Annotated in this window: 20 protein-coding genes; 9 read left to right on the forward strand and 11 right to left on the reverse strand. The window is 70.1% G+C overall.

All coding sequences use genetic code 11. From position 1 onward, the window contains the following. Window positions 1–20 precede the first annotated feature (20 nt). Window positions 21–1,106: a branched-chain amino acid ABC transporter permease gene (locus HNQ79_RS05350; protein ID WP_229923229.1), complete on the forward strand. Its 1,086-nt coding sequence runs from the start codon at window positions 21–23 to the stop codon at window positions 1,104–1,106. After that, window positions 1,103–2,386, forward strand: coding sequence for an ABC transporter substrate-binding protein (locus HNQ79_RS05355; protein WP_185027385.1), 1,284 nt, complete (start codon window positions 1,103–1,105; stop codon window positions 2,384–2,386). Before HNQ79_RS05350 ends, HNQ79_RS05355 begins: the two co-directional genes overlap by 4 nt. 60 nt (window positions 2,387–2,446) lie before the next feature. Here HNQ79_RS05355 and HNQ79_RS05360 read toward each other — a convergent pair whose 3' ends face one another. Further along, window positions 2,447–3,052 (reverse strand): cysteine hydrolase family protein, encoded by a 606-nt coding sequence (locus HNQ79_RS05360; RefSeq protein ID WP_185027387.1) that lies wholly within the window; start codon window positions 3,050–3,052, stop codon window positions 2,447–2,449. 469 nt (window positions 3,053–3,521) lie between these two features. On the opposite strand from HNQ79_RS05360, the gene HNQ79_RS05365 reads away from it, so the two are divergent. The 3 genes from HNQ79_RS05365 to HNQ79_RS05375 all read left to right on the forward strand — a co-directional run bounded on the left by HNQ79_RS05365 (window position 3,522) and on the right by HNQ79_RS05375 (window position 6,014). Beyond that, window positions 3,522–3,725 carry a cold-shock protein gene (locus HNQ79_RS05365; protein WP_069572018.1) on the forward strand — a complete coding sequence of 68 codons (204 nt, stop codon included), beginning with the start codon at window positions 3,522–3,524 and terminating at the stop codon, window positions 3,723–3,725. A gap of 402 nt (window positions 3,726–4,127) precedes the next feature. Then, on the forward strand, window positions 4,128–5,642 hold the full coding sequence (locus HNQ79_RS05370; RefSeq protein ID WP_185027389.1) for a DEAD/DEAH box helicase: 1,515 nt from the start codon (window positions 4,128–4,130) through the stop codon (window positions 5,640–5,642). 63 nt (window positions 5,643–5,705) lie between these two features. Further along, window positions 5,706–6,014, forward strand: a complete 309-nt coding sequence (locus HNQ79_RS05375; protein ID WP_185027391.1) for an SCO5918 family protein — start codon at window positions 5,706–5,708, stop codon at window positions 6,012–6,014. Between the two features lie 292 nt (window positions 6,015–6,306). Here HNQ79_RS05375 and pssA read toward each other — a convergent pair whose 3' ends face one another. The 9 genes from pssA to HNQ79_RS05420 form a co-directional block, all read right to left on the reverse strand. Beyond that, window positions 6,307–7,161 carry a CDP-diacylglycerol--serine O-phosphatidyltransferase gene (pssA, locus tag HNQ79_RS05380; protein WP_185027393.1) on the reverse strand — a complete coding sequence of 285 codons (855 nt, stop codon included), beginning with the start codon at window positions 7,159–7,161 and terminating at the stop codon, window positions 6,307–6,309. Then, window positions 7,148–7,816, reverse strand: coding sequence for a phosphatidylserine decarboxylase (locus HNQ79_RS05385; RefSeq protein ID WP_185027395.1), 669 nt, complete (start codon window positions 7,814–7,816; stop codon window positions 7,148–7,150). Before HNQ79_RS05385 ends, pssA begins: the two co-directional genes overlap by 14 nt. 168 nt (window positions 7,817–7,984) lie before the next feature. Further along, window positions 7,985–9,190: an acyl-CoA dehydrogenase family protein gene (locus HNQ79_RS05390; protein WP_185027398.1), complete on the reverse strand. Its 1,206-nt coding sequence runs from the start codon at window positions 9,188–9,190 to the stop codon at window positions 7,985–7,987. Between the two features lie 3 nt (window positions 9,191–9,193). After that, window positions 9,194–9,763 (reverse strand): MaoC family dehydratase, encoded by a 570-nt coding sequence (locus HNQ79_RS05395; RefSeq protein ID WP_185027400.1) that lies wholly within the window; start codon window positions 9,761–9,763, stop codon window positions 9,194–9,196. A gap of 5 nt (window positions 9,764–9,768) precedes the next feature. After that, window positions 9,769–10,728 (reverse strand): HpcH/HpaI aldolase/citrate lyase family protein, encoded by a 960-nt coding sequence (locus tag HNQ79_RS05400; RefSeq protein WP_185027402.1) that lies wholly within the window; start codon window positions 10,726–10,728, stop codon window positions 9,769–9,771. Continuing rightward, window positions 10,725–12,737: an ethylmalonyl-CoA mutase gene (locus HNQ79_RS05405; protein WP_185027404.1), complete on the reverse strand. Its 2,013-nt coding sequence runs from the start codon at window positions 12,735–12,737 to the stop codon at window positions 10,725–10,727. The genes HNQ79_RS05400 and HNQ79_RS05405 overlap by 4 nt, the downstream gene beginning before the upstream one ends. Before the next feature lie 5 nt (window positions 12,738–12,742). Then, window positions 12,743–14,080, reverse strand: coding sequence for a crotonyl-CoA carboxylase/reductase (gene ccrA / locus HNQ79_RS05410; RefSeq protein WP_185027406.1), 1,338 nt, complete (start codon window positions 14,078–14,080; stop codon window positions 12,743–12,745). 405 nt (window positions 14,081–14,485) lie between these two features. Then, a complete protein-coding gene (locus HNQ79_RS05415; protein WP_373312457.1) occupies window positions 14,486–15,319 on the reverse strand; it encodes a TetR family transcriptional regulator in 834 nt (277 codons plus the stop codon). Between the two features lie 79 nt (window positions 15,320–15,398). Then, window positions 15,399–17,204 (reverse strand): 3-hydroxyacyl-CoA dehydrogenase family protein, encoded by a 1,806-nt coding sequence (locus tag HNQ79_RS05420; protein WP_185027410.1) that lies wholly within the window; start codon window positions 17,202–17,204, stop codon window positions 15,399–15,401. 419 nt (window positions 17,205–17,623) lie between these two features. Between HNQ79_RS05420 and HNQ79_RS05425 the strand changes: the two genes are divergently transcribed. After that, window positions 17,624–18,199 carry an adenylosuccinate lyase gene (locus tag HNQ79_RS05425; RefSeq protein WP_185027412.1) on the forward strand — a complete coding sequence of 192 codons (576 nt, stop codon included), beginning with the start codon at window positions 17,624–17,626 and terminating at the stop codon, window positions 18,197–18,199. A gap of 44 nt (window positions 18,200–18,243) precedes the next feature. On the opposite strand, the gene HNQ79_RS05430 is transcribed toward HNQ79_RS05425, so the two are convergent. After that, the gene (locus tag HNQ79_RS05430; protein ID WP_185027414.1) at window positions 18,244–19,296 is read right to left on the reverse strand and encodes an Rv2578c family radical SAM protein; all 1,053 of its coding nucleotides are present in this window, start codon (window positions 19,294–19,296) and stop codon (window positions 18,244–18,246) included. A gap of 136 nt (window positions 19,297–19,432) precedes the next feature. On the opposite strand from HNQ79_RS05430, the gene HNQ79_RS05435 reads away from it, so the two are divergent. The 3 genes from HNQ79_RS05435 to HNQ79_RS05445 all read left to right on the forward strand — a co-directional run bounded on the left by HNQ79_RS05435 (window position 19,433) and on the right by HNQ79_RS05445 (window position 23,583). Then, window positions 19,433–19,876, forward strand: a complete 444-nt coding sequence (locus HNQ79_RS05435; protein WP_185027416.1) for an SRPBCC family protein — start codon at window positions 19,433–19,435, stop codon at window positions 19,874–19,876. 220 nt (window positions 19,877–20,096) lie between these two features. Continuing rightward, window positions 20,097–22,562: an MFS transporter gene (locus HNQ79_RS05440; RefSeq protein WP_185027418.1), complete on the forward strand. Its 2,466-nt coding sequence runs from the start codon at window positions 20,097–20,099 to the stop codon at window positions 22,560–22,562. 295 nt (window positions 22,563–22,857) lie between these two features. Further along, window positions 22,858–23,583: a class I SAM-dependent methyltransferase gene (locus HNQ79_RS05445; RefSeq protein WP_185027420.1), complete on the forward strand. Its 726-nt coding sequence runs from the start codon at window positions 22,858–22,860 to the stop codon at window positions 23,581–23,583. Window positions 23,584–23,607: the final 24 nt, after the last annotated feature.

A 23,607-nucleotide genomic window follows, 5' to 3' on the forward strand; every position in this document is an offset into this window, starting at 1 on the left:
GGCCGGGCAGGAGCGCGGCCCTGCGCACCCCCCGTACATACGCCTGGGCGGCTTTCGCGATCCTCCTGCTGGCGCTGCCCTTCTACCTGGACCGCTTCTGGCTCCAGGCCGGCCTGTTCGCCATGGCCGCCGCCATCGCCGCCATCGGGCTCAACCTCCTCACCGGGGCCACCGGGCAGCTCTCCATGGGGCACGCCTTCTTCCTCGCCGTCGGCGCGTACAGCTACTGCGTGCTCGCCGCCGACCCCGTCACCGAGAACGGCCACACGCTCACCGGCTTCGGCCTGCCCGGCTGGATCGCCGTCGTCCTCGCGGTCGGCATCTCGGGCATCGCGGGCGGCCTCTTCAGTCCCATCGCGGGCCGCCTGCGCGGTGCCTACCTCGGTATCGCCACCCTCGCGCTGATCTTCATCGGGCAGCACGTGCTGTTCAACGCGAGCAACCTCACCGGCGGCTTCAACGGCCGTTCGGTTCCGCCCCTTTCGCTCTTCGGCATCACCTTCGACGACTCGCAGACCCTTGTCGGGGGCATCCCCTTCGAGTCCGCCGAGAAGCTCTGGTACGTCGCCCTGGCGGCCCTCCTGTTCTGCGCGTTCTTCGCCCGGGGTGTCCTGCGCGGACGCCCCGGCCGTGCGATGAACGCCATCCGTGACCACCGCATCGCGGCCGGCGTCATGGGCGTGCCCGTCGCCCGCTACCGGGCGTCCGTCTTCGTCCTGTCCTCGATGTACGCGGGAGGGGCCGGTGTCCTTCTGGCGCTGGTCTTCCAGCGGACCGTGCCCGAGTACTTCGGCATGATCCTCTCCCTCGAGTTCCTCGCCATGATCGTCATCGGCGGGCTCGGCTCGGTGCGCGGCGCGGTCATCGGGGCCGCGTTCGTCTCGCTGCTTCCCCAACTCCTCACCCGCTACAGCGAGTCACTGCCGCTGGTCACCGCGCCGGGCACCGGCGCGGGTGGCATCGCACCAGGGGAGGCGTCCCGCTACCTGTACGGCGCGGCGGTCGTCGCCGTCGTCCTGTTCCTGCCGGGCGGCCTCTCCCGTCTCCGTTTCCCGAATCTCCGAAGCATCCGCAGCACTCGCACGCCGCGAAAGGGCTCGAAATGAAGGCTCGCACCGTACGGAAGAACAGCCGCGCCCGCGCCGCGGTCCTCGCCACCGCCCTCGCGCTCACTCTCGGGGTGACCGGATGCAGCAGCAAGGCCGGGACCGGCAGTGAGGGCAAGGAGGACGAGAAGGGCGTCAGGGTCGGTGACGGCATCACCGACAAGACCATTCCGCTCGGCGCCCTCACCGACCTCACGGGCGTCTACGCCTCACTGGGCAAGAGCATCACCCAGGCCCAGCAGCTGTGGGCCAAGGAGGTCAACGCGGCGGGCGGCATCTGCGGGCGCAAGGTCGAACTGGTCGTCCGCGACCACGGCTACGACCCGCAGAAGGCCGTCTCCGCCTACACCGAACTCGAACCGAAGGTCGCCGGGTTCGTCCAGTTCATCGGCTCCCCCTTCGTCGCCGCCGTCAAGCAGCGCGTGGACGGCCAGGACAAGGGCCTCGTCCTCCCGCAGGCCTGGTCGGCGTCCCTCCTCGGCAGCCCGTCCATCCGTACCATCGGCACGACGTACGACATCGAGACCATCAACGCGATCGACTTCCTCCTCACCCAGAAGAAGATCACCAAGGGCGACCGGATCGGTCACGTCTACTTCGAGGGCGACTACGGCGAGAACGCGCTCCAGGGCTCCAAGTACGCGGCCGAGAAGGCCGGGCTGACGATCGTCGAGCAGAAGATCAAGCCCACCGACAACGACATGTCGGCCCAGGTCGCCGCCCTCAAGCAGGCGGGAGTCAAGGCCATCGTCGTCAGCGCGGGACCGCGCCAGGCGGCCTCCCTCGTCGGCGTCGCCGCGGCCGGCAGGTTCGGCGTGCCCGTCATCGGCAACAACTCGGCCTTCGCACCGCAGATCCTCGCCACCCCGGCCGGACCCGCCCTGATGAAGAACTACCACGTGGCCAGCCCCTCGCTGCCCATCGGTTCCCCGGAGCCCGGACCCGCCAAGCTCGCCAAGGACTACGCCGCGGCCTACCCCAAGGACGACCTCGACAACGGCGTCGTCGCGGGCTACTCGGCGGGCAAGGTCTACGGCGAGGCCCTGACCAAGGCGTGCGCGGACAAGAACCTCACGCGCGAAGGCATCGGCAAGGCACTCCTGACCATGAAGTCCTACGAGAACGGCTTCGGCATCACCCACGACTTCTCCGACCCCAAGGCCCCCAGCACCCGACAGTCGGTGATCATGCAGCCGGACTCGAAGACACCGGGCGGGCTGAAGGTCGTGCAGGAGCCGACGGCGTCGAAGGCCGCGGAGGAGTTCACGTTCGGCGAGTAGCAGGCGGGACGGGCGAGGGGCGCGTGCCCGGTGGGCGCCGCGTCCCTCGCCCGTCCGTGTTCAGCGCTTGGCCGCCGCCACCAGCTCCGCCGTCGTCGTGACCGTCGCGAAGCCGCCGCCGTGCAGCGTGACCGCCGTGGCGCGGGCGAGTTCGTCGGCGGACTGCCGCCAGCCGAAGGGGCCCTCCAGATCGAAGGTGTAGGTCGCGTCGAGGGCGAACAGGACCTCGTAACCGAGGTTTCCGCCCATGCGCGCCGTGGTCTCCACACACATGTTGGTCTGGATGCCGACCACCACGAACCGGGTGATGCCCGACGCCCTGAACCAGGCGTCCAGGTCCGGAGTGCCGTAGAAGGCGGAGTTGACGGTCTTGGTGACGAGGAGCTGGGGCCCCGCGCCCAGGCCGCGCCGTTCCTCCACGTAACCCTTGAACCCGTTTCCGGGCTGCCCGGGGCGCAGCGGCGAGAGCGGCTCGACGGAGTCGTGGCGCACGAGCACCACCGGGCGGCCGGTGGTCTGCCACACGTCGAGGAGGGTCTCGATGTGCGCGTCGGCCGCCGGGTTGTTGCGGCGTCCCCAGTGTTCCGACTCTTCGAGGCCCTGCTGTACGTCGACCACGACCAGGGCGGTGTCCTGCGTGACGACGGGCGGTGTCTGCGTGTTCATGGGCCGATCCTGCCGCCCGCGACGGGCGCGCCCCAGTGGGCAGAACGTCGAAACCCCACCAATTCCTGCCAGTTGCCGGTGCCGCACCCCGATCCCGGCCCGGCCGGTGACGGACGCCGACACGCCGACGGCTCCGGCACCTCCGGGAGTCCGCGGCGGGGGAGCAGGGGCCCCTGGACCGGCGAGCACCGGAAATACTGTCGCGGCCGGTGCAGAAAAGCCCTCCGGCGGGGCTGGAGATAATGTCCCGCGGAAACCCGCCCGGGAAATGTCGCCGTGCTGCGCCGGTTCTTCCGTGCTACTGTCCATCTCAGTTGCAGTTGTGGTTCCCATAGACTTCAAGCGTTCACATTCGGATCTCTTTTCGATCGGACGCTTTGTATTTCCGGTTCTCCGGACGGGGCAATCATTGCGGCGACGCGGGATCCGCACAGTGCGGGACCCGGGTACTGCCCCAAGGAGATTTGACATGGCTACTGGCACCGTGAAGTGGTTCAACGCGGAAAAGGGTTTCGGCTTCATCGAGCAGGACGGCGGCGGCGCTGACGTCTTCGCCCACTACTCGAACATCGCCGCCCAGGGCTTCCGTGAGCTGCAGGAAGGCCAGAAGGTTAACTTCGACGTCACGCAGGGCCAGAAGGGCCCGCAGGCGGAGAACATCACCCCCGCCTGATCACTCAGGCCAGGCCTGATCGCTCAGGCCCGCCCGGTATGACCGGGTGACGCACGACGCAGCTGGGGCCCGCACCTTGGGGTGCGGGCCCCAGCTCGCTGCATTTCTGGAGCGGTGGACCTGCGGTTCGGTGTTTCTTCCCCTCCCGCGCCACGTTCCGTCCGCATCTCTCGTACGCCGCACGCACTCGCGCAGCGGCCGTACGGCGGACATACCGGATCCCCTGGATCATGGTCGGCCGGCCCCTGCGCCCGGCGACCCCCCTGTTCTACGAATTCGGCCGGCTGTCGAATGGCCGTAATTCGTTTTCGCATTTTTCCCGGCTCGTTCCTGCGATTCCACCCGGTGTTCACCCACCGCCCGGAATTCCTCGATACGTGCCGCATCGAGGAAAGGTTCCGCATGGACCGCACCACCCGTACCGCTCGTACCAACGACCGGTACTCCCGTACCCGCACCGGTGGCTCCTCCGCCGGCACCGCGGGCTCGGGCCGCGGAGGCTACCGCTCCGCACCCGCGGGTCGCTCCCGCACCGGCGGCGGCTACGGACGCCGACCCGCCGCGATCCAGGGCGAGTTCGCCCTGCCGGTCTCCGTGACGCCGCCGCTGCCGGCCGTCGAGGCGTTCGCCGACCTGGAGATGCCCACCCAGCTGCTCGCCTCGCTCGCCACGCAGGGCGTGACCGTGCCGTTCCCGATTCAGGGCGCGACGCTCCCCAACTCCCTCGCCGGACGTGACGTACTCGGCCGTGGCCGCACCGGTTCCGGCAAGACCCTCGCCTTCGGGCTCGCCCTGCTGGCCCGTACGGCAGGAAAGCGGGCCGAGCCGCGTCAGCCGCTGGCCCTCGTACTGGTGCCGACCCGCGAGCTCGCGCAGCAGGTCACCGACGCGCTCACCCCGTACGCCCGCTCCCTGCGGCTGCGCATGGCCACCGTCGTCGGCGGCATGTCGATCGGCCGCCAGGCGCACATGCTGCGCGGTGGAGCCGAAGTCGTCGTCGCCACGCCGGGCCGGCTGAAGGACCTCATCGAGCGCCGGGACTGCGTCCTGGACCAGGTGGAGATCACCGTCCTCGACGAGGCCGACCAGATGGCCGACATGGGCTTCATGCCGCAGGTCACCGAGCTCCTCGACCAGGTGCGTCCCGGCGGCCAACGGATGCTGTTCTCCGCGACCCTGGACCGCAACGTGGACCTGCTGGTGCGCCGCTACCTGAACGACCCGGTGGTCCACTCGGTCGACCCGTCGGCGGGCGCGGTCACCACGATGGAACACCACGTCCTGCACGTGCACGGTGCCGACAAGCACGCGACCACCACCGAGATCGCCGCCCGCGACGGCCGGGTGATCATGTTCCTCGACACCAAGCACGCGGTCGACAAGCTCACCGACCACCTGCTCAGCAGTGGGGTACGGGCGGCGGCGCTGCACGGCGGCAAGTCCCAGCCGCAGCGAACCCGCACCCTGGAGCAGTTCAAGACCGGTCACGTGACCGTCCTGGTGGCGACCAACGTCGCCGCCCGCGGCATCCACGTCGACAACCTCGACCTGGTCGTCAACGTGGACCCGCCCAGCGACCACAAGGACTACCTGCACCGCGGCGGCCGTACGGCACGGGCGGGGGAGTCCGGCAGCGTCGTCACGCTCGTCACGCCGAACCAGCGCCGTGACATGAGCCGCCTGATGAACGCCGCCGGCATCACCCCGCAGACCACCCAGGTGCGTGCGGGCGACGCCGAGCTGAACCGCATCACCGGCGCCCAGGCCCCCACCGGGGTACCGGTCGTCATCGCCGCGCCGGTCACGGAGAGGCCCCGCAGGGGCGGCTCCGCCTCCCGCGGCCGCCGCCGTCCCGCCCAGGCACGGCGCGGCACCGGGGCCCCGCAGCAGGCGGCTCCGGCCCGCCGTGCGGCCTGACCCGTACCGCCCGAACGTGCTCGAAAGCTTCCCGCACCATCCCTTCCACCTTGTTGAGGCACCATGCGCGTAGTCATCGCCCGCTTCCCCTTCGAGCTGGTCAAGAGCGAGGTGCAGGACGCGATGAAGGGGATCAAGCCCGAGCCCGTCACGGGTGAGTCCGTCACCATCGGCCGCCGGACCTACCCCGTCAAGCAGGTCGGCGAGGTCATCACCCGGCAGGACCGCCGCGACTTCACCGCGAGCGAGGTGAGCCGGGCGCTGACCCGTCTCGGCTTCACCTGCCGCGACACGTTCGCCCCGGTGCCGGCTCCGGTGCTCACACCGCTGCAGAACGCGGCGAGCCTGCTGGGCTCGGCCGCGCACGTCTGACCCTCCGGGGCTTCGGCCCCCATGGTTCTGCCCCCGTCCGGGGTTCCGGGCGGGGGCAGAATTATGTGCGGGTGGGTGGAGGCCGGACGCGCGGTTCCGTCCCCCCCGTCTGGACGCTCTGTCCCGCCCCGTCCCGCCCCGTCCGCTCGGGCGACGGGCCCGGCTCCGTACGCGCGCGCGGCCCTGCCCTCCCGGGGCCGCCCCGCTCGCGTGCGGGACGCAGAACGAGGGAGGGCCCTCACCCCGGTGAACACCGGGGTGAGGGCCCTCCCTCGTTCGTACAGGCCGACCGCTACGGCAGCTGTGCCGCCCTTGCCTCGCGCCGGTTGTCCCGGAACGTGTTCACCCGTCGCGCCGTCGCGAACAGCGGGATGACCGCGCCCATGACCACCTGGAGCGCACAGCCCGTCTGGAGCAGGAGCTGGCCGCCGGGCGCGTCGAACGCCCACGCCGCCAGCAGGCCCATCGCGCCCACGATCCAGCTGAGCATCGCCACCGCGAGGATTCCCCGCGGCTTGGGGTATTCGACCCGCGACACCATCAGCCACGCCACGCCGATCACGGCGAGAAGAGTGGGGATGAAGGGCAGCTCGAGCAGGACGATGGAGACGACCGTGAGCGCACCGAAGGGGCTCGGCATGCCCTGGAACATGCCGTCCTTCATCGTGACGACCGAGAACCTCGCCAATCGCATGACCACCGCCAGCAGCACCACGATCGCGGCGAGGGCCGCGACCCGCTGCTGGGCGTCGTCCGCGACCATTCCGTACACGAGCACGAAGTAGGCCGGGGCGAGCCCGAAGCTGACCAGGTCGGAGAGGTTGTCCAGTTCCGCGCCCATCGGCGAGCTGCGCAGCTTGCGGGCCACCAGTCCGTCGCACAGGTCGAAGATCGCGGCGAGGAGCATCAGGATGACGGCGGTGGCGGCGCTGTTGCGCGCCATGCCGGTCTCCTGGCTGCCCTGAAGGTGCGGAATGAGGATTCCGGTGGTGGTGAAGTACACCGCCATGAAGCCGCACGTCGCGTTGCCGAGCGTGAGGGTGTCCGCTATCGACAGCCTCATACTGAGCGGCATGTCCTCCGCGTCGTCGTCCGCGTCGGCCTCCGGAACCCAGCCGGCCTGCGTCTCGGGATCAGTCACGGTCAATTCGAGTCACCCCCGCGGTAGTGGTTTGGCCCACCTCGACCGCGACATCGACACCTTCCGGAAGGTAGATGTCCACGCGCGAACCGAAGCGGATCAGGCCGATCCGCTCGCCCTGCTCGACCTTGGTCCCCTGCGGGATGTAGGGCACGATGCGGCGGGCCACAGCCCCGGCGATCTGCACCATCTCGATGTCGCCGAGCTCGGTGTCGAAGTGCCAGACAACGCGCTCGTTGTTCTCGCTCTCCTTGTTGAACGCCGGAACGAACCCGCCGGGCACGTGCTCGACGGAGGTCACCGTGCCGGCCAGGGGTGCGCGGTTGACGTGGACGTTCAGCGGGCTCATGAAGATCGCGACACGTGTACGTCCGTCCTTCCAGGGCATGATGCTCTGGACCACGCCGTCGGCCGGCGAGATGACCCGGCCCTCGGCGATCTCGCGCTCGGGGTCGCGGAAGAACCACAGCATCCCCGCCGCGAGAGCGGTGGTGGGGACGGCTGCGGCGGCCCAGCGACCCGACTTGCGCGCCTTGGCCATGGTGAGGGCCGCGGTGGCGACGGTCGGCAGGAGCCACGGCGATGCTCCGCGCGCAAGGCGGCCCTTGGGGAGTCCCAGGGGGGAGCCATCGCGTGGTGCAGAGGTTTGGCTGTGGGGCATGGAAGACCTTCGTAGCGGATGATGCCGCGCGGTGACGGGGGACGGCGGCTTTCCGGCGATGCTATCGGTTGCGGGGTGCAACTGGGCAAGCCGGAAAGCGAGTCAGCGTCCGGAGGACGATGACAGGGTGTGATCTTCTTCGCGTCGAAATCGCCGCAAATCGAACATTCAGCCCTGGAACCGGTATTCCTCCAGCAGGCGCCGCCCAATGATCATTTTCTGGATCTCGGCGGTACCTTCACCGATCAGCAGCATGGGAGCCTCGCGGTAGAGGCGCTCGATTTCGTACTCCTTCGAGAAGCCGTAGCCGCCGTGAATGCGGAACGCGTCCTCGACGACCTCCTTGCAGTACTCGGAGGCCAGGTACTTGGCCATCCCTGCTTCGAGGTCGTTTCGCTCCCCGCTGTCCTTTTTGCGTGCTGCATTTACCATCATCGCATGAGCGGCCTCGACCTTGGTGGCCATCTCGGCCAGCTTGAACTGGATCGCCTGGTGCTGGGCGATCGGTTTGCCGAAGGTGTGCCGCTGCTGGGCGTACGAGACCCCCAGCTCGAAGGCACGCTGCGCGACTCCGCAACCACGGGCGGCGACGTTGACCCGGCCGACCTCTACGCCGTCCATCATTTGGTAAAACCCTCGTCCGGTGGCGCCGCCGAGAACGCGATTGGCCGGAATGCGCAGGCCGTCCATGATCAGCTCGGTGGTGTCGACACCCTTGTATCCCATTTTGTCGATTTTGCCGGGAATGGTGAGCCCCGGGCGGACTTCGCCGAAGCCCGCTTCCTTCTCGACCAGGAACGTCGTCATCGACTTGTGCGGAGCCGTGCCTTCGGGGTGACCCTCGTCACTGCGGCACAGGACCGCGACGAGCGTGGACGTGCCGCCGTTCGTCAGCCACATCTTCTGGCCGTTGAGCACGTACTCGTCGCCGTCGCGGACGCCCTTGGAGCTGATCGCGGAGACGTCGGAGCCGAGCGCCGGCTCCGACATCGAGAACGCGCCGCGCACCTCGCCGAGCGCCATCCGCGGCAGGAACGTGTCCTTCTGCTCCTGCGTGCCGTGCTGCTTGAGCATGTACGCCACGATGAAGTGCGTGTTGATGATGCCGGACACGCTCATCCAGCCGCGGGCGATCTCCTCCACACAGAGCGCGTACGTGAGAAGCGACTCACCCAGCCCGCCGTACTCCTCGGGGATCATCAGGCCGAAGAGGCCGAGTTCCTTGAGGCCTTCGACGATCTGCGTGGGGTACTCGTCGCGGTGCTCCAGCTCGGTGGCGACCGGGATGATCTCCTTGTCGACGAAGTTCCGGACGGTGGAGAGGATTTCCTGCTGGATGTCGGTCAGACCTGCGGTCTGGGCGAGACGGGCCATGGCTCACTTCTCCTTGAGCTTCGGTTCGGAAGCCGAGGGGCCACCCCGCAGGGGCGCCGACTGAGAGTGCTGGGGGGAGACGGGCGGGCGGCCCGGCTGTTCGCCGCCGCGCTCCTTGATGTACGTCTGGGTCGGGACCATCACCTTGCGGCGGAAGACGCACACCACGGTGCCGTCCTGCTTGTAGCCCTTGGTCTCGACGTAGACGATGCCGCGGTCGTTCTTCGACTTGGAGGGCGTCTTGTCGAGGACGACGGTCTCGCCGTAGATGGTGTCGCCGTGGAAGGTCGGCGCGACGTGCTTGAGCGACTCGACCTCCAGGTTGGCGATCGCCTTGCCCGAGACGTCCGGCACCGACATGCCCAGCAACAGGGAGTAGATGTAGTTCCCGACGACGACGTTCTTGCCGAAGTCGGTGGTCTTCTCCGCGTAGTTGGTGTCCATGTGGAGCGGGTGGTGGTTCATGGTGAGCAGGCAGAACAGGTGGTCGTCGTACTCGGTGACCGTCTTGCCGGGCCAGTGCTTGTAGACCGCGCCGACCTCGAACTCCTCGAAGGTGCGTCCGAACTGCATGGTGATCAGGCCTCCGGGGCTTCGAACTTCGAGGTGCGCTTCAGGCCGGCGGCCCGGCCCTTGCCCGAGACCACGAGCGCCATCTTGCGGCTGGCCTCGTCGATCATCTCGTCGCCGAGCATCGCGGAGCCCTTCTTGCCGCCGGCCTCCGAGGTGTAGTACTCGTACGCGTCCAGGATCAGTTCGGCGTGGTCGAAGTCCTCCTGGGACGGCGAGAAGATCTCGTTCGACGCCTCGACCTGCCCCGGGTGCAGCACCCACTTGCCGTCGAAGCCGAGCGCCGCCGCTCGCTTGGCGACCTCGCGGTAGCCGTCCACGTTGCGGATCTGCAGGTAGGGGCCGTCGATCGCCTGGAGGTCGTTGGCGCGGGCCGCCATCAGGATCTTCATCAGGATGTAGTGGTACGCGTCGGCGCCGTAGCCGGGCGGCTGCTCACCGACGACCAGGGTCTTCATGTTGATCGACGCCATGAAGTCCGCCGGACCGAAGATGATCGCCTCGGTACGCGGGGAGGCCTCGGCGATCGCGTTCACGTTGTTGAGGCCGCGCGCGTTCTCGATCTGCGCCTCGATGCCGATCCGGCCGACCTCGAAGCCCATCGTCTTCTCGATCTGGGTGAGGAGGAGGTCGAGCGCGACGATCTGCTGGGCGTCCTGCACCTTCGGCAGCATGATGCAGTCGAGGTTCGGGCCGGCGCCCTCGACGACGGTGACGACGTCGCGGTACGTCCACTCGGTCGTCCAGTCGTTGACCCGGACCACGCGCGTCTTGTCGGTCCAGTCGCCCTCGTTGAGGAACTTCACGATGGTGTGCCGCGCCTCCGGCTTGGCGAGCGGCGCGCAGGCGTCCTCCAGGTCGAGGAAGACCTGGTCGGCGGGCAGGCCCTGGGCCTTCTCCAGGAAGCGGGGGTTCGACCCGGGGACCGCGAGACAGGAGCGGCGGGGGCGAAGGCGGTTGACGGTCATGCGGGGACCTCCAGAGGGTCGAGCTTGTTCGCTTTCCGGATCTCGTCGACGATACGGCCGATGATCTCCGTGATGCCGAAGTCCTTCGGGGTGAAGACGGCGGCGACGCCCGCCCGCTTCAGCTCGGCGGCGTCGGCGTTCGGGATGATCCCGCCGACGATGACGGGGATGTCCGGTGCCCCGGCCTCCCGCAGACGCAGCAGGACGTCGGGTACCAGTTCGGCGTGCGACCCGGAGAGGATCGACAGGCCGACGCAGTGCACGTCCTCGGCCAGCGCCGCGTCCACGATCTGCTCGGGCGTGAGCCGGATCCCCTGGTAGACCACCTCGAAGCCGGCGTCGCGCGCGCGGACGGCGATCTGCTCGGCGCCGTTGGAGTGCCCGTCCAGGCCGGGCTTGCCCACCAGCAGGCGCAGCCGTCCGGCTCCGACGTCCTCGGCCGTACGCCGCACCTTCTCGCGTACCAGGGCCAGCGGCGTCCCGGGCTCGGCGGTGACCGCCACCGGTGCACTGCTGACCCCCGTCGGCGCGCGGAACTCGCCGAACACGTCCCGCAGCGCCCAGGACCACTCGCCGGTGGTGACGCCCGCGCGGGCGCACTCCACCGTCGCCTCGAACAGGTTGCCCGTGCCGGCCGCGGTGGCCTTGAGGGCGGCCAGTGACTCCTGCGCCCGGGCCTCGTCGCGGTTGTCGCGCCATTCGTGGAGCTTGGCGACGACGCGGGCCTCGTTCGCCGGGTCGACCGTCATGATCGCGGCGTCGAGATCGGCGGTGAGCGGGTTCGGCTCGGTCGTCTCGTACACGTTGACGCCGACGATCTTCTCGTCGCCGCTCTCGATGCGGGCCCGCCGTTCGGCGTGCGAGGAGACGAGCTGCGACTTGAGGTAGCCGGACTCGACGGCGGCCATCGCGCCGCCCATCTCCTCGATGCGGCCCATCTCGGCGAGGGACTCCTCGACGAGTTCTTCCACCTTGGCCTCGACGACGTGCGAGCCCGCGAAGATGTCCTCGTACTCCAGCAGGTCGCTCTCGTGCGCCAGGACCTGCTGGATGCGCAGGGACCACTGCTGGTCCCAGGGCCGGGGGAGGCCCAGTGCCTCGTTCCAGGCCGGGAGCTGGACGGCGCGGGCGCGGGCGTCCTTGGAGAGGGTGACGGCCAGCATTTCCAGGACGATGCGCTGGACGTTGTTCTCCGGCTGTGCCTCGGTCAGCCCCAGGGAGTTGACCTGGACCCCGTAGCGGAAGCGGCGCTGCTTGGGGTTCTCGATGCCGTACCGCTCGCGCGTGACCTTCTCCCAGATGCGGCCGAAGGCGCGCATCTTGCACATCTCCTCGATGAAGCGGACGCCCGCGTTCACGAAGAAGGAGATGCGGGCGACGACCTCGCCCTTGCGCTCCTCGGGGACCTGGCCGGAGGCGAACACCGCGTCCAGGACGGCGATCGCCGTGGACATCGCGTAACTGATCTCCTGGACCGGGGTGGCTCCCGCCTCCTGGAGGTGGTAGCTGCAGATGTTGATCGGGTTCCACTTGGGAATGCGGTTGACCGTGTACGTGATCATGTCGGTGGTCAGCCGCAGGGAGGGGCCGGGCGGGAAGACGTGCGTCCCGCGCGACAGGTACTCCTTGACGATGTCGTTCTGCGTCGTCCCCTGGAGCTTCGTCGGGTCGGCACCCTGCTCCTCGGCGACCACCTGGTAGAGGGCCAGCAGCCACATGGCGGTGGCGTTGATGGTCATCGAGGTGTTCATCTGCTCCAGCGGGATGTCCTGGAACAGCCGCCGCATGTCGCCGAGGTGGGACACCGGGACCCCGACCCGGCCGACCTCGCCGCGGGCGAGGACGTGGTCGGGGTCGTAGCCGGTCTGGGTGGGCAGGTCGAAGGCCACCGAGAGGCCGGTCTGCCCCTTGGCGAGGTTGCGCCGGTACAGCTCGTTGGACGCCTCGGCGGTCGAGTGACCGGCGTAGGTCCGCATGAGCCAGGGGCGGTCCTTCTTGCGCTCAGTCATCTGACTCAGACATTCCGGAAGCGGTTGATGGCGTCGAGGTGCTTCTCGCGCATCTCGTGGTTGCGGACGCCGAGTCCCTCGCGCGGGGCGAGCGCGAGCACGCCGACCTTGCCCTGGTGCAGGTTGCGGTGGACGTCGTACGCGGCCTGGCCGGTGTCCTCCAGGGAGTACACCTTGGACAGCGTCGGGTGGATCTTGCCCTTGGCGATCAGGCGGTTGGCCTCCCACGCCTCGCGGTAGTTCGCGAAGTGCGAGCCGATGATCCTCTTCAGCGACATCCACAGGTAGCGGTTGTCGTACTCGTGGTTGTAGCCGGACGTCGAGGCACAGGTGACGATGGTGCCGCCCTTGCGGGTGACGTACACGCTCGCGCCGAACGTCTCGCGGCCCGGGTGCTCGAAGACGATGTCGACGTCCTCGCCGCCGGTGAGCTCCCGAATGCGCTTGCCGAAGCGCTTCCACTCACGCGGGTCCTGCTCGTGCTCGTTCTTCCAGAACTTGTAGTCCTCGGCGTTGCGGTCGATGATCGCGTCCGCGCCCATCGCCCGGCAGATGTCCGCCTTCTGATCGCTGGAGACCACGCAGATCGGGTTCGCGCCACCGGCGAGGGCGAACTGCGTGGCGTAGGAACCGAGTCCGCCGCTCGCGCCCCAGATGAGGACGTTGTCGCCCTGCTTCATGCCGGCGCCGTTGCGCGAGACCAGCTGGCGGTACGCGGTGGAGTTGACCAGCCCGGGGGAGGCGGCCTCCTCCCAGCTGAGGTGGTCGGGCTTCGGCATGAGCTGGTTGGACTTCACCAGGGCGATCTCGGCGAGGCCGCCGAAGTTCGTCTCGAAGCCCCAGATGCGCTGCTCCGGGTCGAGCATGGTGTCGTTGTGGCCGTCGGAGCTCTCCAGCTCGACGGACAGGCAGTGCGCGACGACCTCGTCACCGGGGTTCCACGCGTTCACACCGGGGCCCGTACGCAGCACGACGCCCGCCAGATCGGAACCGATGATGTGGTACGGCAGGTCGTGACGCTTCGTCAACTCACTGAGGCGGCCGTACCGTTCGAGGAAGCTGAAGGTCGAGACCGGCTCGAAGATCGAGGTCCAGACCGAGTTGTAGTTGACCGAACTGGCCATGACCGCCACCAGGGCCTCGCCCGGCCCGAGTTCCGGCACCGGCACGTCGTCCAGGTGGATCGACTTGCGCGGGTCCTTCTCACGGGTGGTGAGCCCGTCGAACATCTCCGTCTCGTCCTTGTGCACGGTGATCGCGCGGTACGACTCGGGAACGGCGAGAGCGGCGAAGTCGGCGGCAGTCGCTTCCTGCGACTGGATCGCGTCCAGGATTTCCTTCACGGGAGGCCTCCGGCGGAGCTCGGTCTTGAGGGGAGTGAGGGTGTGGAGCGTGAGGTGGAGGTGTGCCGTCGGTTCGGCGGTGATGCGGGTGGTGCGGCGGCGCGGGGTGGTGCGCGAGAGGTGCCTGTGACGCAGGCGTCCGGGCGCGCACACCAGTGGTGTGCGGGGACAGCCGGCGTACGAAAGGACTCTGCACGCCGGCCGCCCGGACGACTTCAACGTATGGCACCCCGTGACAAGTGACAAGGCACTGAGTGCCAACAATTTCCTACAGAGATGCTCTCACCCCTTCCTGACCTGCGCATATGAGCGATGATCGATCGGTGCCTGTCCGATCGGGCCCGTATTGCCATACGGAAAAGGCCGCCCCCGGGGTCGGGGACGGCCTTCAGCGTGGCGTGCGTCTCAGCGCTGCTTCAGCGCCTCTTCGATGGTGCGCATGACCTCGTCCAGCGGGGCGTCGGTGCGGGCCACCGCGACCAGCACCTCGCCGTTCGTGTGCACCGTCGTCTCCGCGGCGGCGCCGGGCTCCGGCCTCGTGCTGCGGCCCGCGCCGATCCCCGAGCCGAAGGTGTCGCGGACGATGGCGAACGCGTGGTCGAGCTGGGTCTCCACGTCGCCCTGGCCGCCGGCCCGCAGCCAGCGGCGCAGGACGTGGTTGTGCGCGGTCACGACCGCCGACGCGGCGACCTCCGCGAGCAACGGGTCGTCGTTGCCGGGCTGGTGGTCGTGCTCGTCGAAGTGGCCCAGCAGGTAGCGGGTGAAGAGGCGCTCGTAGCGGGCCACCGAGGCGATCTCCGCCTCTCGCAGGGTGGGCACCTCGCGCGTCAGCTTGTAGCGGGCCACCGAAACGGCCGGAGCCGCCGCGTACATCCGCATGACTTCCTTGATGCCGCGGCACACGGTGTCCAGCGGGTGCTCGTGCGGGGGAGCGGCCTGCAGGACCGCCTCCGCCCGGACCAGGGTGTCGTCGTGGTCCGGGAAGATCGCCTCCTCCTTCGAACGGAAGTGGCGGAAGAAGGTCCGGCGGGCGACCCCGCCGGCCGCGGCGATCTCGTCGACCGTGGTCGCCTCGTACCCCTTCGTCGCGAAGAGCTCCATCGCGGCGGCCGACAGTTCACGGCGCATCTTGAGTCGCTGGGCCGCCGCGCGGGTGCCCGCGGCACTTTCCGGGGCGTCGGGCGCAGAGGTCGTACGAGAAGTCCTGGGGGCCTGGGGCATGCCCTGAACGTAACCCATCCGCGCAGGGGGCCGCGCCTGCGGGGGCGGGCTGCCGGCTCCTGCCAGCAGTCCGCCCCAGCCAGGCCCGCCCGCCTGCTTACCGGCGCGCATACTCCCGGAAGCCGCGCCCGGTCTTGCGGCCCAGACAGCCCGCCGCGACCAGGTGCTCCAGCAGCGGCGCGGGCGCCAGGCCCGGGTCGCGGAACTCGCGGTGCAGGACCTGTTCGATGGCGAGCGAGACGTCCAGGCCGACCACGTCCAGGAGTTCGAAAGGCCCCATCGGGTAGCCGCCGCCCAGCTTCATCGCGGCGTCGATGTCGTCCAGCGACGCGTAGTGCTCCTGGACCATCTTGATCGCGTTGTTCAGGTACGGGAAGAGGAGGGCGTTGACGATGAATCCGGCCCGGTCGCCGCAGTCCACCGGGTGCTTGCGGATCCTCGTGGTGAGGTCGCGGGCGGTGGCGTGCACGTCGTCGGCGGTCAGGACCGTGCGGACGATCTCCACCAGCTTCATCGCCGGGGCGGGGTTGAAGAAGTGCATCCCGACGACGTCCTCGGGCCGCGAGGTGGCGCGGGCGCAGGCGACCACGGGCAGCGAGGAGGTGGTGGTGGCGAGGATCGCGCCGGGCTTGCAGACCTTGTCGAACGCGGCGAACAGCTGCTGCTTGACCGCGAGGTCCTCGGCGACGGCCTCCAGCGCCAGGTCCACGTCCGCGAGGGCGTCCAGGGAACCCGTCGGGGTGATCCGCGCGAGGGCCTGGTCACGGGCCTCGGCGGTCATCCTGCCCTTGTCGACGGAGCGCGAGAGCGACTTGTGGACACGGGCCTTGGCGGCGTCCGCCTTCTCCTGGCCGCGGGCCACGAGGACGACCCCGTACCCCGCCTTGGCGAAGACCTCGGCGATGCCGGAGGCCATCGTTCCGGAACCCGCGACGCCGACGGTGCGGATCTCCCGGCCGGTGGTCAGCGGCGGAGCCTCCAGTGGCGTCAGCGCGTCCCGCACGACCGTTCCGCTGCCGGCCTCTTCGTACGTGTAGAAACCGCGGCCCGCCTTGCGGCCGGTCAGCCCGGCCTCGCTGAGCTGCCTGAGGATCGGCGCGGGGGCGTGCAGCCGGTCGTGCGACTCCGAGTACATCGCCTCCAGGACCGTGCGGGCGGTGTCGATGCCGATCAGGTCCAGGAGGGCGAGCGGACCCATCGGCAGGCCGCAGCCGAGCCGCATCGCGGCGTCGATGTCCTCGCGGGAGGCGTACTTGGACTCGTACATCGCGGCCGCCTGGTTCAGGTAGCCGAACAGCAGCCCGTCCGCGACGAAGCCGGGGCGGTCGCCGACCGCGACCGGCTCCTTGCCCAGGTCGTGCGCCAGGTCGGTGACGGCGGCGACGGCCGTCGGGGCGGTGAGGACCGAGGAGACGACCTCCACCAGCTTCATCGCCGGGGCCGGGTTGAAGAAGTGCATGCCCAGCACCCGCTCGGGGCGCGCCGAGTCGGCGGCGAGCCGGGTCACCGAGAGGGCGTTGGTGCCGGTGGCGAGGATGGTATCCGGGCGGACGAGGGTGTCCAGCTCGCGGAAGACCTGGTGCTTGACCTCGTACGACTCGGGAACGACCTCGATGACCAGGTCCGCGTCGGCGGCCGCCGACAGCTCGACGGAGGTGCGGAACCGGGCGAGGATCTCCGCCCGCTCGACCGCGTCCAGCCGCTCCTTGCGCACCGAGCGGGCCGTGGACGCTTCGAGAGCGGCGACCGCCCGGTGGGTGGCGGCGCTGCTGATGTCGATGCCGATCACCGTGCGGCCGGCGCGGGCCAGCACCTCGGCGATGCCGGTGCCCATCGTGCCCAGACCGACGACGGCGACGGTGCGGAGGGAGGAGAGAGGGGTGGTGGAGGCAGGGATGTCCATCACGGGACTCCAGAGGAAGAAGGTGACGACTGAAAGGGGGCGTCTGCGAGCGGACCCGGTCCGCGGGGGACGGGCCGAACGGAAAGACGGACGCCGACGCACAGGAAGTGTGCGGACGCCGCGTGCCGTACCGGGTGGAGGATTTCGGCGGGCCCTGTCCCGGGCCTTGCCGTACGCGTACCGAAACGCCGAACCGACTGAACTTCTCCGTGCCGCGCGGGCCCGGAGTACCCCCTCGTGGCGGCTGCGTCACCAGGCCGCCAAGAGTTGATCGTGCAGCGGGTGTTGAGCCCTGTGGTGGGGGCGACCCGCTCACTTGAGACTAACCGGCGGGTAACGAGCGCGCCAGCCCCCGGCGGGCGCCCCCGCATGTGATCCATGTCGCGTCCGCGGTCCACGGGCTGGCTAGGCTGACGGGCATGGACGAGGAACTGCGGTCCCTGATCGACCGGCTGGGCGAGGAAGCGGAGGGCGCCGAGGAGTCCGCGGCGTACGAACGGCTGATCGCGACGGAGGACCAGGAGGCACTGGTCCGTGTCCTCACCGAACCCCAACAGCCCCTCTGGGCGCGCGAGATCGCCGCCTTTCGGCTGGGTGTCGCCGGGGACCGGCGGGCCTTCGAAGCACTGGTCCTGCTGCTCAACCACCGGGATCCGGAACGCTGCGTGTCCGCCGCGTACGCGCTGGCCCGGCTCGGCGACCCGCGCACCGCCCGCGCCGCCGCGGCCCTCGCCACCAACACCATGCGCACCGCGTACGCCCTGCATCCGGTGCGGCTGCTGACCGAACTGCGCGCCCCGGAGTCCGTACCGGCACTCATCACCACCCTGCGCGGGCTGCTCGCGCCGGGCGAGCCGCACTGGCGGGTGGCGCTGGCCTGCGTGGAGGGCCTGGGTCAACTGCGGGACGCACGCGCGCGCCCGGTACTGGAGGCGGCACTGGGTCAGCCGCGCCTGCGCGCGGCAGCCGCCGCCTCGCTGAGCCGGCTCGTGTAACGCACCTCGGCTTTTGCCGTGGCACACCCGGTTCCCCGCCCCCGTCACATCAGGCTGAGCTGGGTGGGTCCGGTCGGCTCCGGGTGTGGGGGTGCTGGGGCGATGCGGCGGGCTTCCGCGCTGCGGGTGGGGCCGATTCCGTACTCGGCCGCCAGTTCGTGGACGGTACGGGTGATGCGCCGCTGGTACCAGGTCGGGGCGTAGGCCCCGGAGGCGTACAACTGCTCGTACCGGCCGACCAGTTGCGGGTGGTGCGCGGACAGCCAGGACATGAACCACTCCCGTGCCCCCGGCCGCAGGTGCAGGGCGAGCGGGGTGACGGAGGCCGCCCCGGAGGCGGCGATGGCGCGGACCGTGGCGCGCAGCTGCTCCCGGGAGTCGCCGAGGAAGGGGATCACCGGGGCCATCAGCACGCTGCAGGAGAGGCCGTGATCGGTGAGGGTGCGCACGGCGTCCAGGCGGCGCTCGGGGGAGGGGGTGCCGGGCTCGACCGTGCGCCACAGCTCGCTGTCGACGAAGCCGACCGACAGGGAGACGCCGACCTCGGTCACCTTCGCCGCCTCCTGGAGGAGGGGCAGGTCGCGCAGGATCAGGGTGCCCTTGGTGAGCAGCGAGAAGGGGTTCGCGTAGTCGCGCAGGGCCTCGATGATGCCCGGCATCAGCCGGTAGCGGCCCTCCGCGCGCTGGTAGCAGTCGACGTTCGTGCCCATCGCGATGTGCGCGCCCTGCCAGCGGCGGTCGCCGAGCCTGCGGCGGACCAGCTCGGCGGCGTTGACCTTGACCACGATCTGGGAGTCGAAGCCGAGGCCGGTGTCAAGGTCCAGATAACTGTGGGTCTTGCGCGCGAAGCAGTACACGCAGGCGTGAGAGCAACCGCGGTACGGGTTCACCGTCCATTCGAACGGCATCCGGGACGCGCCCGGCACCCGGTTGACGATCGACCGGGCCCGCACCTCGTGGAAGGTGATCCCGCGGAACTCCGGGGTGTCGAAGGTACGGGTGCGCACCGAGTCCGCGTCGAAGAGCGCGGCCCCCGGTGCTGCGTCGCCGTCCGTCGGGCCATCGGCCGCGTTCTCGGTCAGCTGGTTCCAGCGCATGGACGCCTCCTAGGCAGTGCGGACCAAGAATAGAACACATGTTCCCTTCGGTGCCACCACCCGGATTGTGGCGGTCGCCCCCGAGGTGGTTGGGTGAGCGCAGCCACCCGGAAGACCGACTACTGGAGGAAGAGGCATGGCGCAGGTAGAGGCCACGACCGAGCGGATCATCGCGGCGGATGCGGAGACGGTGTTCGACACGCTGGCCGACTACAGCGGCACGCGCGAAAAGCTCCTGCCCGCACACTTCAGCGAGTACGAGGTGCGCGAGGGCGGCGACGGCGAGGGCACCCTCGTCCACTGGAAGCTCCAGGCCACCAGCAAGCGCGTCCGGGACTGTCTGCTGGAGGTCACCGAGCCGACCGACGGCCAGCTCGTGGAGAAGGACCGCAACTCCTCCATGGTGACCACCTGGACGGTCACCCCGGCCGGGGACGGCTCGTCCAAGGCCGTTGTCGCCTCCGTGTGGACGGGTGCCGGCGGAATCGGCGGATTCTTCGAAAGGGCCTTCGCGCCCAAGGGACTTGCCCGCATCCACGACGAGCTGCTGGCCAACCTCGCCCACGAGGTCGAGAAGTAACTCCGCCCACTCCCGCGGCCGTTACGGGAAGCTCCGCCACTCACCGGTTCGAGTGGTCTTCCGTGACGGCCGGTTGTGCGTCGTCAGGGCTCCCACCGGCCCAGATGCCCACCCCGTAGCTGCCGCGCGTCAATCATCGTGCTTGCCCCGCCTTGTCGCCGAATGCAACAAATGGGCGGCGCAGGCGCGACGAGACGGCGCGACGAAGGGGAGCGGAAACGTGGGCGGCATCACTCTGGTCAAGGACGGCAGGGACGCGCCGCAACCCGGCGACCTGCCCGCCGGGACACCGGCGTTCGAGGAGACGCGGGGATGGCCGGCGCCGGGCCCGGCGCACGGGGAGGCCCCGCCGGGACCGTACGGCAGCCCCCGCCGGGTCCGGCTCGTCTTCTGCGGACTGATGCTCGCGCTGCTGCTCGCCGCGCTGGAGCAGATGATCATCGCCACCGCCCTGCCCGCGATCGTCGGCGACCTCCAGGGCCTGGACCGGATGTCCTGGGCGATCACCGCGTACCTGCTGACCTCCACCATCGGGCTGCCGGTCTACGGGAAACTCGGCGATCTCTTCGGCCGCAAGGGCGTCTTCCTCTTCGCCATCGTCGTCTTCGTCGTCGGCTCCGCACTGGCCGGCTGGTCCCGGACGATGGACCAGCTCATCGCCTTCCGCGCGCTTCAGGGGGCAGGCGCGGGCGGGCTCATGATCGGCGTGCAGGCGATCGTCGCGGACCTGGTGCCGCCCCGTCGGCGCGGCCGCTTCATGGGCCTCATCGGGGCCGCCTTCGGACTCGCCTCGGTGGCAGGACCCCTGCTCGGCGGCTTCTTCACCGACCACGCCTCCTGGCGCTGGTGCTTCTACATCAACGTCCCCTTCGGCCTGGTCACCTTCGCCGTCGTCGCCGTCGTCCTGAAGCTGCCGAAGCCCGCCGTCCGCCCCCGCCTCGACCTCATGGGCGCCGCACTGCTCGCCGCCGCGTCGACCTGCCTGGTCCTGCTGAGCAGCTGGGGCGGTACGGAGTACGCATGGGACTCCCGGGTGATCCTCGGGCTCGCGGCGGGCGCGGCCGGAACGTCCCTGCTCTTCGTGGTCGTCGAGTACCACGCCGCCGAACCGCTCATCCCGCTGCGGCTGTTCCGCGACTCGGTCTTCAACGTCACCGGACTCGTGGGAGCCGTCGTCGGCGTCGCCCTGTTCGGCGCGGCGAGCTACCTCCCCACCTTCCTCCAGATGGTCGACGGCGCGAGCGCCACCGAGTCCGGGCTGCTCATGCTGCCGATGATGGGCGGCGTCGTCATCGCCTCGATCGTCTCCGGACAGCTCATCAGCGCCACCGGCCACTACCGCGTGTACCCGGTCCTCGGCTGCGCGCTGTCGGCGGCCGGGATGTGGCTGCTGTCCCGGCTGGAGCGGGGCACGCCGCAGCTCGACTACAGCATCTGGATGGCAGTACTCGGCGTCGGCGTCGGGCTGGTCCTGCCGGTGCTGGTGCTCGCCGTACAGAACTCCGTGCACCCGGGCGACCTCGGCACCGCCACCAGCGCCAACAACTACTTCCGTCAGATGGGCGGCTCCCTCGGCGCCGCGGTCTTCGGCACGCTCTTCGCCGGGCGGCTCGTCGACGCACTCGCCGATTCGCTGCCGGCGGGCGTCGCTCTGCCCGACGCCTCCTCCCTCACCCCGCAGCTGGTGCACGCGATGCCGCCGCGACTGCGCGACGCCTACGTGGAGGCGTATGCCGTGGCCATGCCGCGGATCTTCCTCTACTTGGTGCCGGTGCTCGTGCTCGGCCTGCTCATCGCCTGCTTCCTCAAGGAGAAACCGCTGGTGTCCGCGCACAACGCCCCCTCCGCCGCGGCCGTGGAACCCGCCGGGCCCGCCGTCCCGCACCCGCTGCCCGCGCCCCACCTCCCCTCGCCCGCACAGCAGTCGGGCGGCCTGCCGGTCCGCGGAACCGTCCGGCACCACGACGGCAACACCGTGCCGCGCGCCGCCCTCACCCTCATCGACGTGCTGGGCCGGCAGGTCGGGCGGTGCGCGAGCGGCTCCGACGGGCGGTACGGGCTGAGCGTGCACGGCCCCGGCGCGTACGTACTGATCGCGGCGGCCGACGGGTACCAGCCGCAGGCCGTCACGGTGACCGTGGGGGAGCGGCCGGTCGAGCTGGACGTGGTCCTCGGCGGCGCGGGACGCCTGGCCGGGTCCGTCGTCGGCGCCGACGGGAGTCCGGTACCGGACGCGGCCGTCACCCTCACCGACGGGCGCGGCGAGGTCGTCGCCTGCACGAGGAGCGGGCGCGAGGGGACGTACGTCCTGCCGGACCTGCTGGCCGGCGAGTACACGCTGGCCGCCAGCGCGCCGGAGCACCGGCCGACCGCGCTGCCGGTGCGCGTGCGGTCCTCCGGCGAGACCCGGCAGGACATCGAGCTGGCCGGGGGCGCGGTGCTGAGCGGCACGGTACGGGCGAACGGCGAGCGGCCGGTGGAGGACGCCAGAGTGACGCTGCTCGACGCGGCGGGCAACGTGCTGGACACCCTCACCACCGGGCCGGACGGCGCGTTCCGCTTCGCCGACCTGGCCTGCGGCGAATACACCGTCATCGCGGCCGGATACCCGCCGCTGGCGACCGTGCTCCGGGTGACGGGAACCGACCGCACGGAACGTGACCTCCGACTCGGCCACGAGGACTGAGAACCCGCCTCTCGGCGTACGGCGGACTGCCGCGCGGACCGGGCCCCGCGCACGGGCCTGAGGCTCCCCGCACGGTCGGTGACATCGAACTGCCGGTGCGGACACGGGAGTTCTCCCAAGCCGGAAAGCGCATGTTGTCAACCCCGGCGTGCACGGCGCACACGCGGCGTGCACGGCCGACTCCGCAGCTCGAACGGCCGACAAAGGTGTATGTCGACACCTTGCCGCGCTCCCGCGGCGGCAGGGACGGTAGAAGCGATCTTCGCCACTCTCCGTCACACCTCAGGAGCTGCGCATGAGCGTGACCCGCCGGTACCGGGACGTCTGGGAGGGTTTCTGGGAAGCCGCGCCGGAGCGGGTGGGCGCGGTCCTGTGGGACGCGGAGCCCGCCCTCACGGCCGGCGTCCACCTCGCTCTCTTCGAGCCCCACATGACCGAGCACGTACTGCCCGTCGTCGACCTCGGCTGCGGCAACGGCACCCAGACCCGCTACCTCGCCGACCGGTTCCCCCTGGTGGCGGGCGTGGACCTGGCGCCTGCCGCCATCGCGAGGGCCCGCAGCCTGGACCCCGGCGGGCGGGTGCGGTTCACCGTCGCCGACGCCACCGACCCGGCCGCCGTACGGTCACTGCGCACGGAGCTGGGCGACGCACAGGTGTATCTGCGCGGTGTGCTGCACCAGGCCGGACCCGCCGACCGGGAGGCGCTCGCCGGAGCCGTGGCGGAGCTGGTGGGGGAGCGGGGGCGGGCCTTCGTGGTGGAGCCGGCGGAGGCGGCCGGCGACATCCTCGACGCGCTGGCCCGCGACCCCGAGGGACCGCCGCCCAAACTGCGCCCGCTCCTCGCCCACGGGATAGCCACCGGAGGGCTCGCCGAGGACCAGGGGCCGGAGCTGTTCCGGGCGGCCGGACTGCGGGTTCTCGCCGCCGGGGAACTGCCGCTGACCACCACCGAGTACCTCGTGGACGGCACCCGGATCGAGCTGCCGGCGCGCTGGCTGGTGGTGGGCCGGGGGCGGTGAGCGCCGGGAGGGGCTGCGCGGTGC

The sequence above is a fragment of the Streptomyces candidus genome (assembly GCF_014207445.1).
Taxonomy (GTDB): domain Bacteria; phylum Actinomycetota; class Actinomycetes; order Streptomycetales; family Streptomycetaceae; genus Streptomyces; species Streptomyces candidus.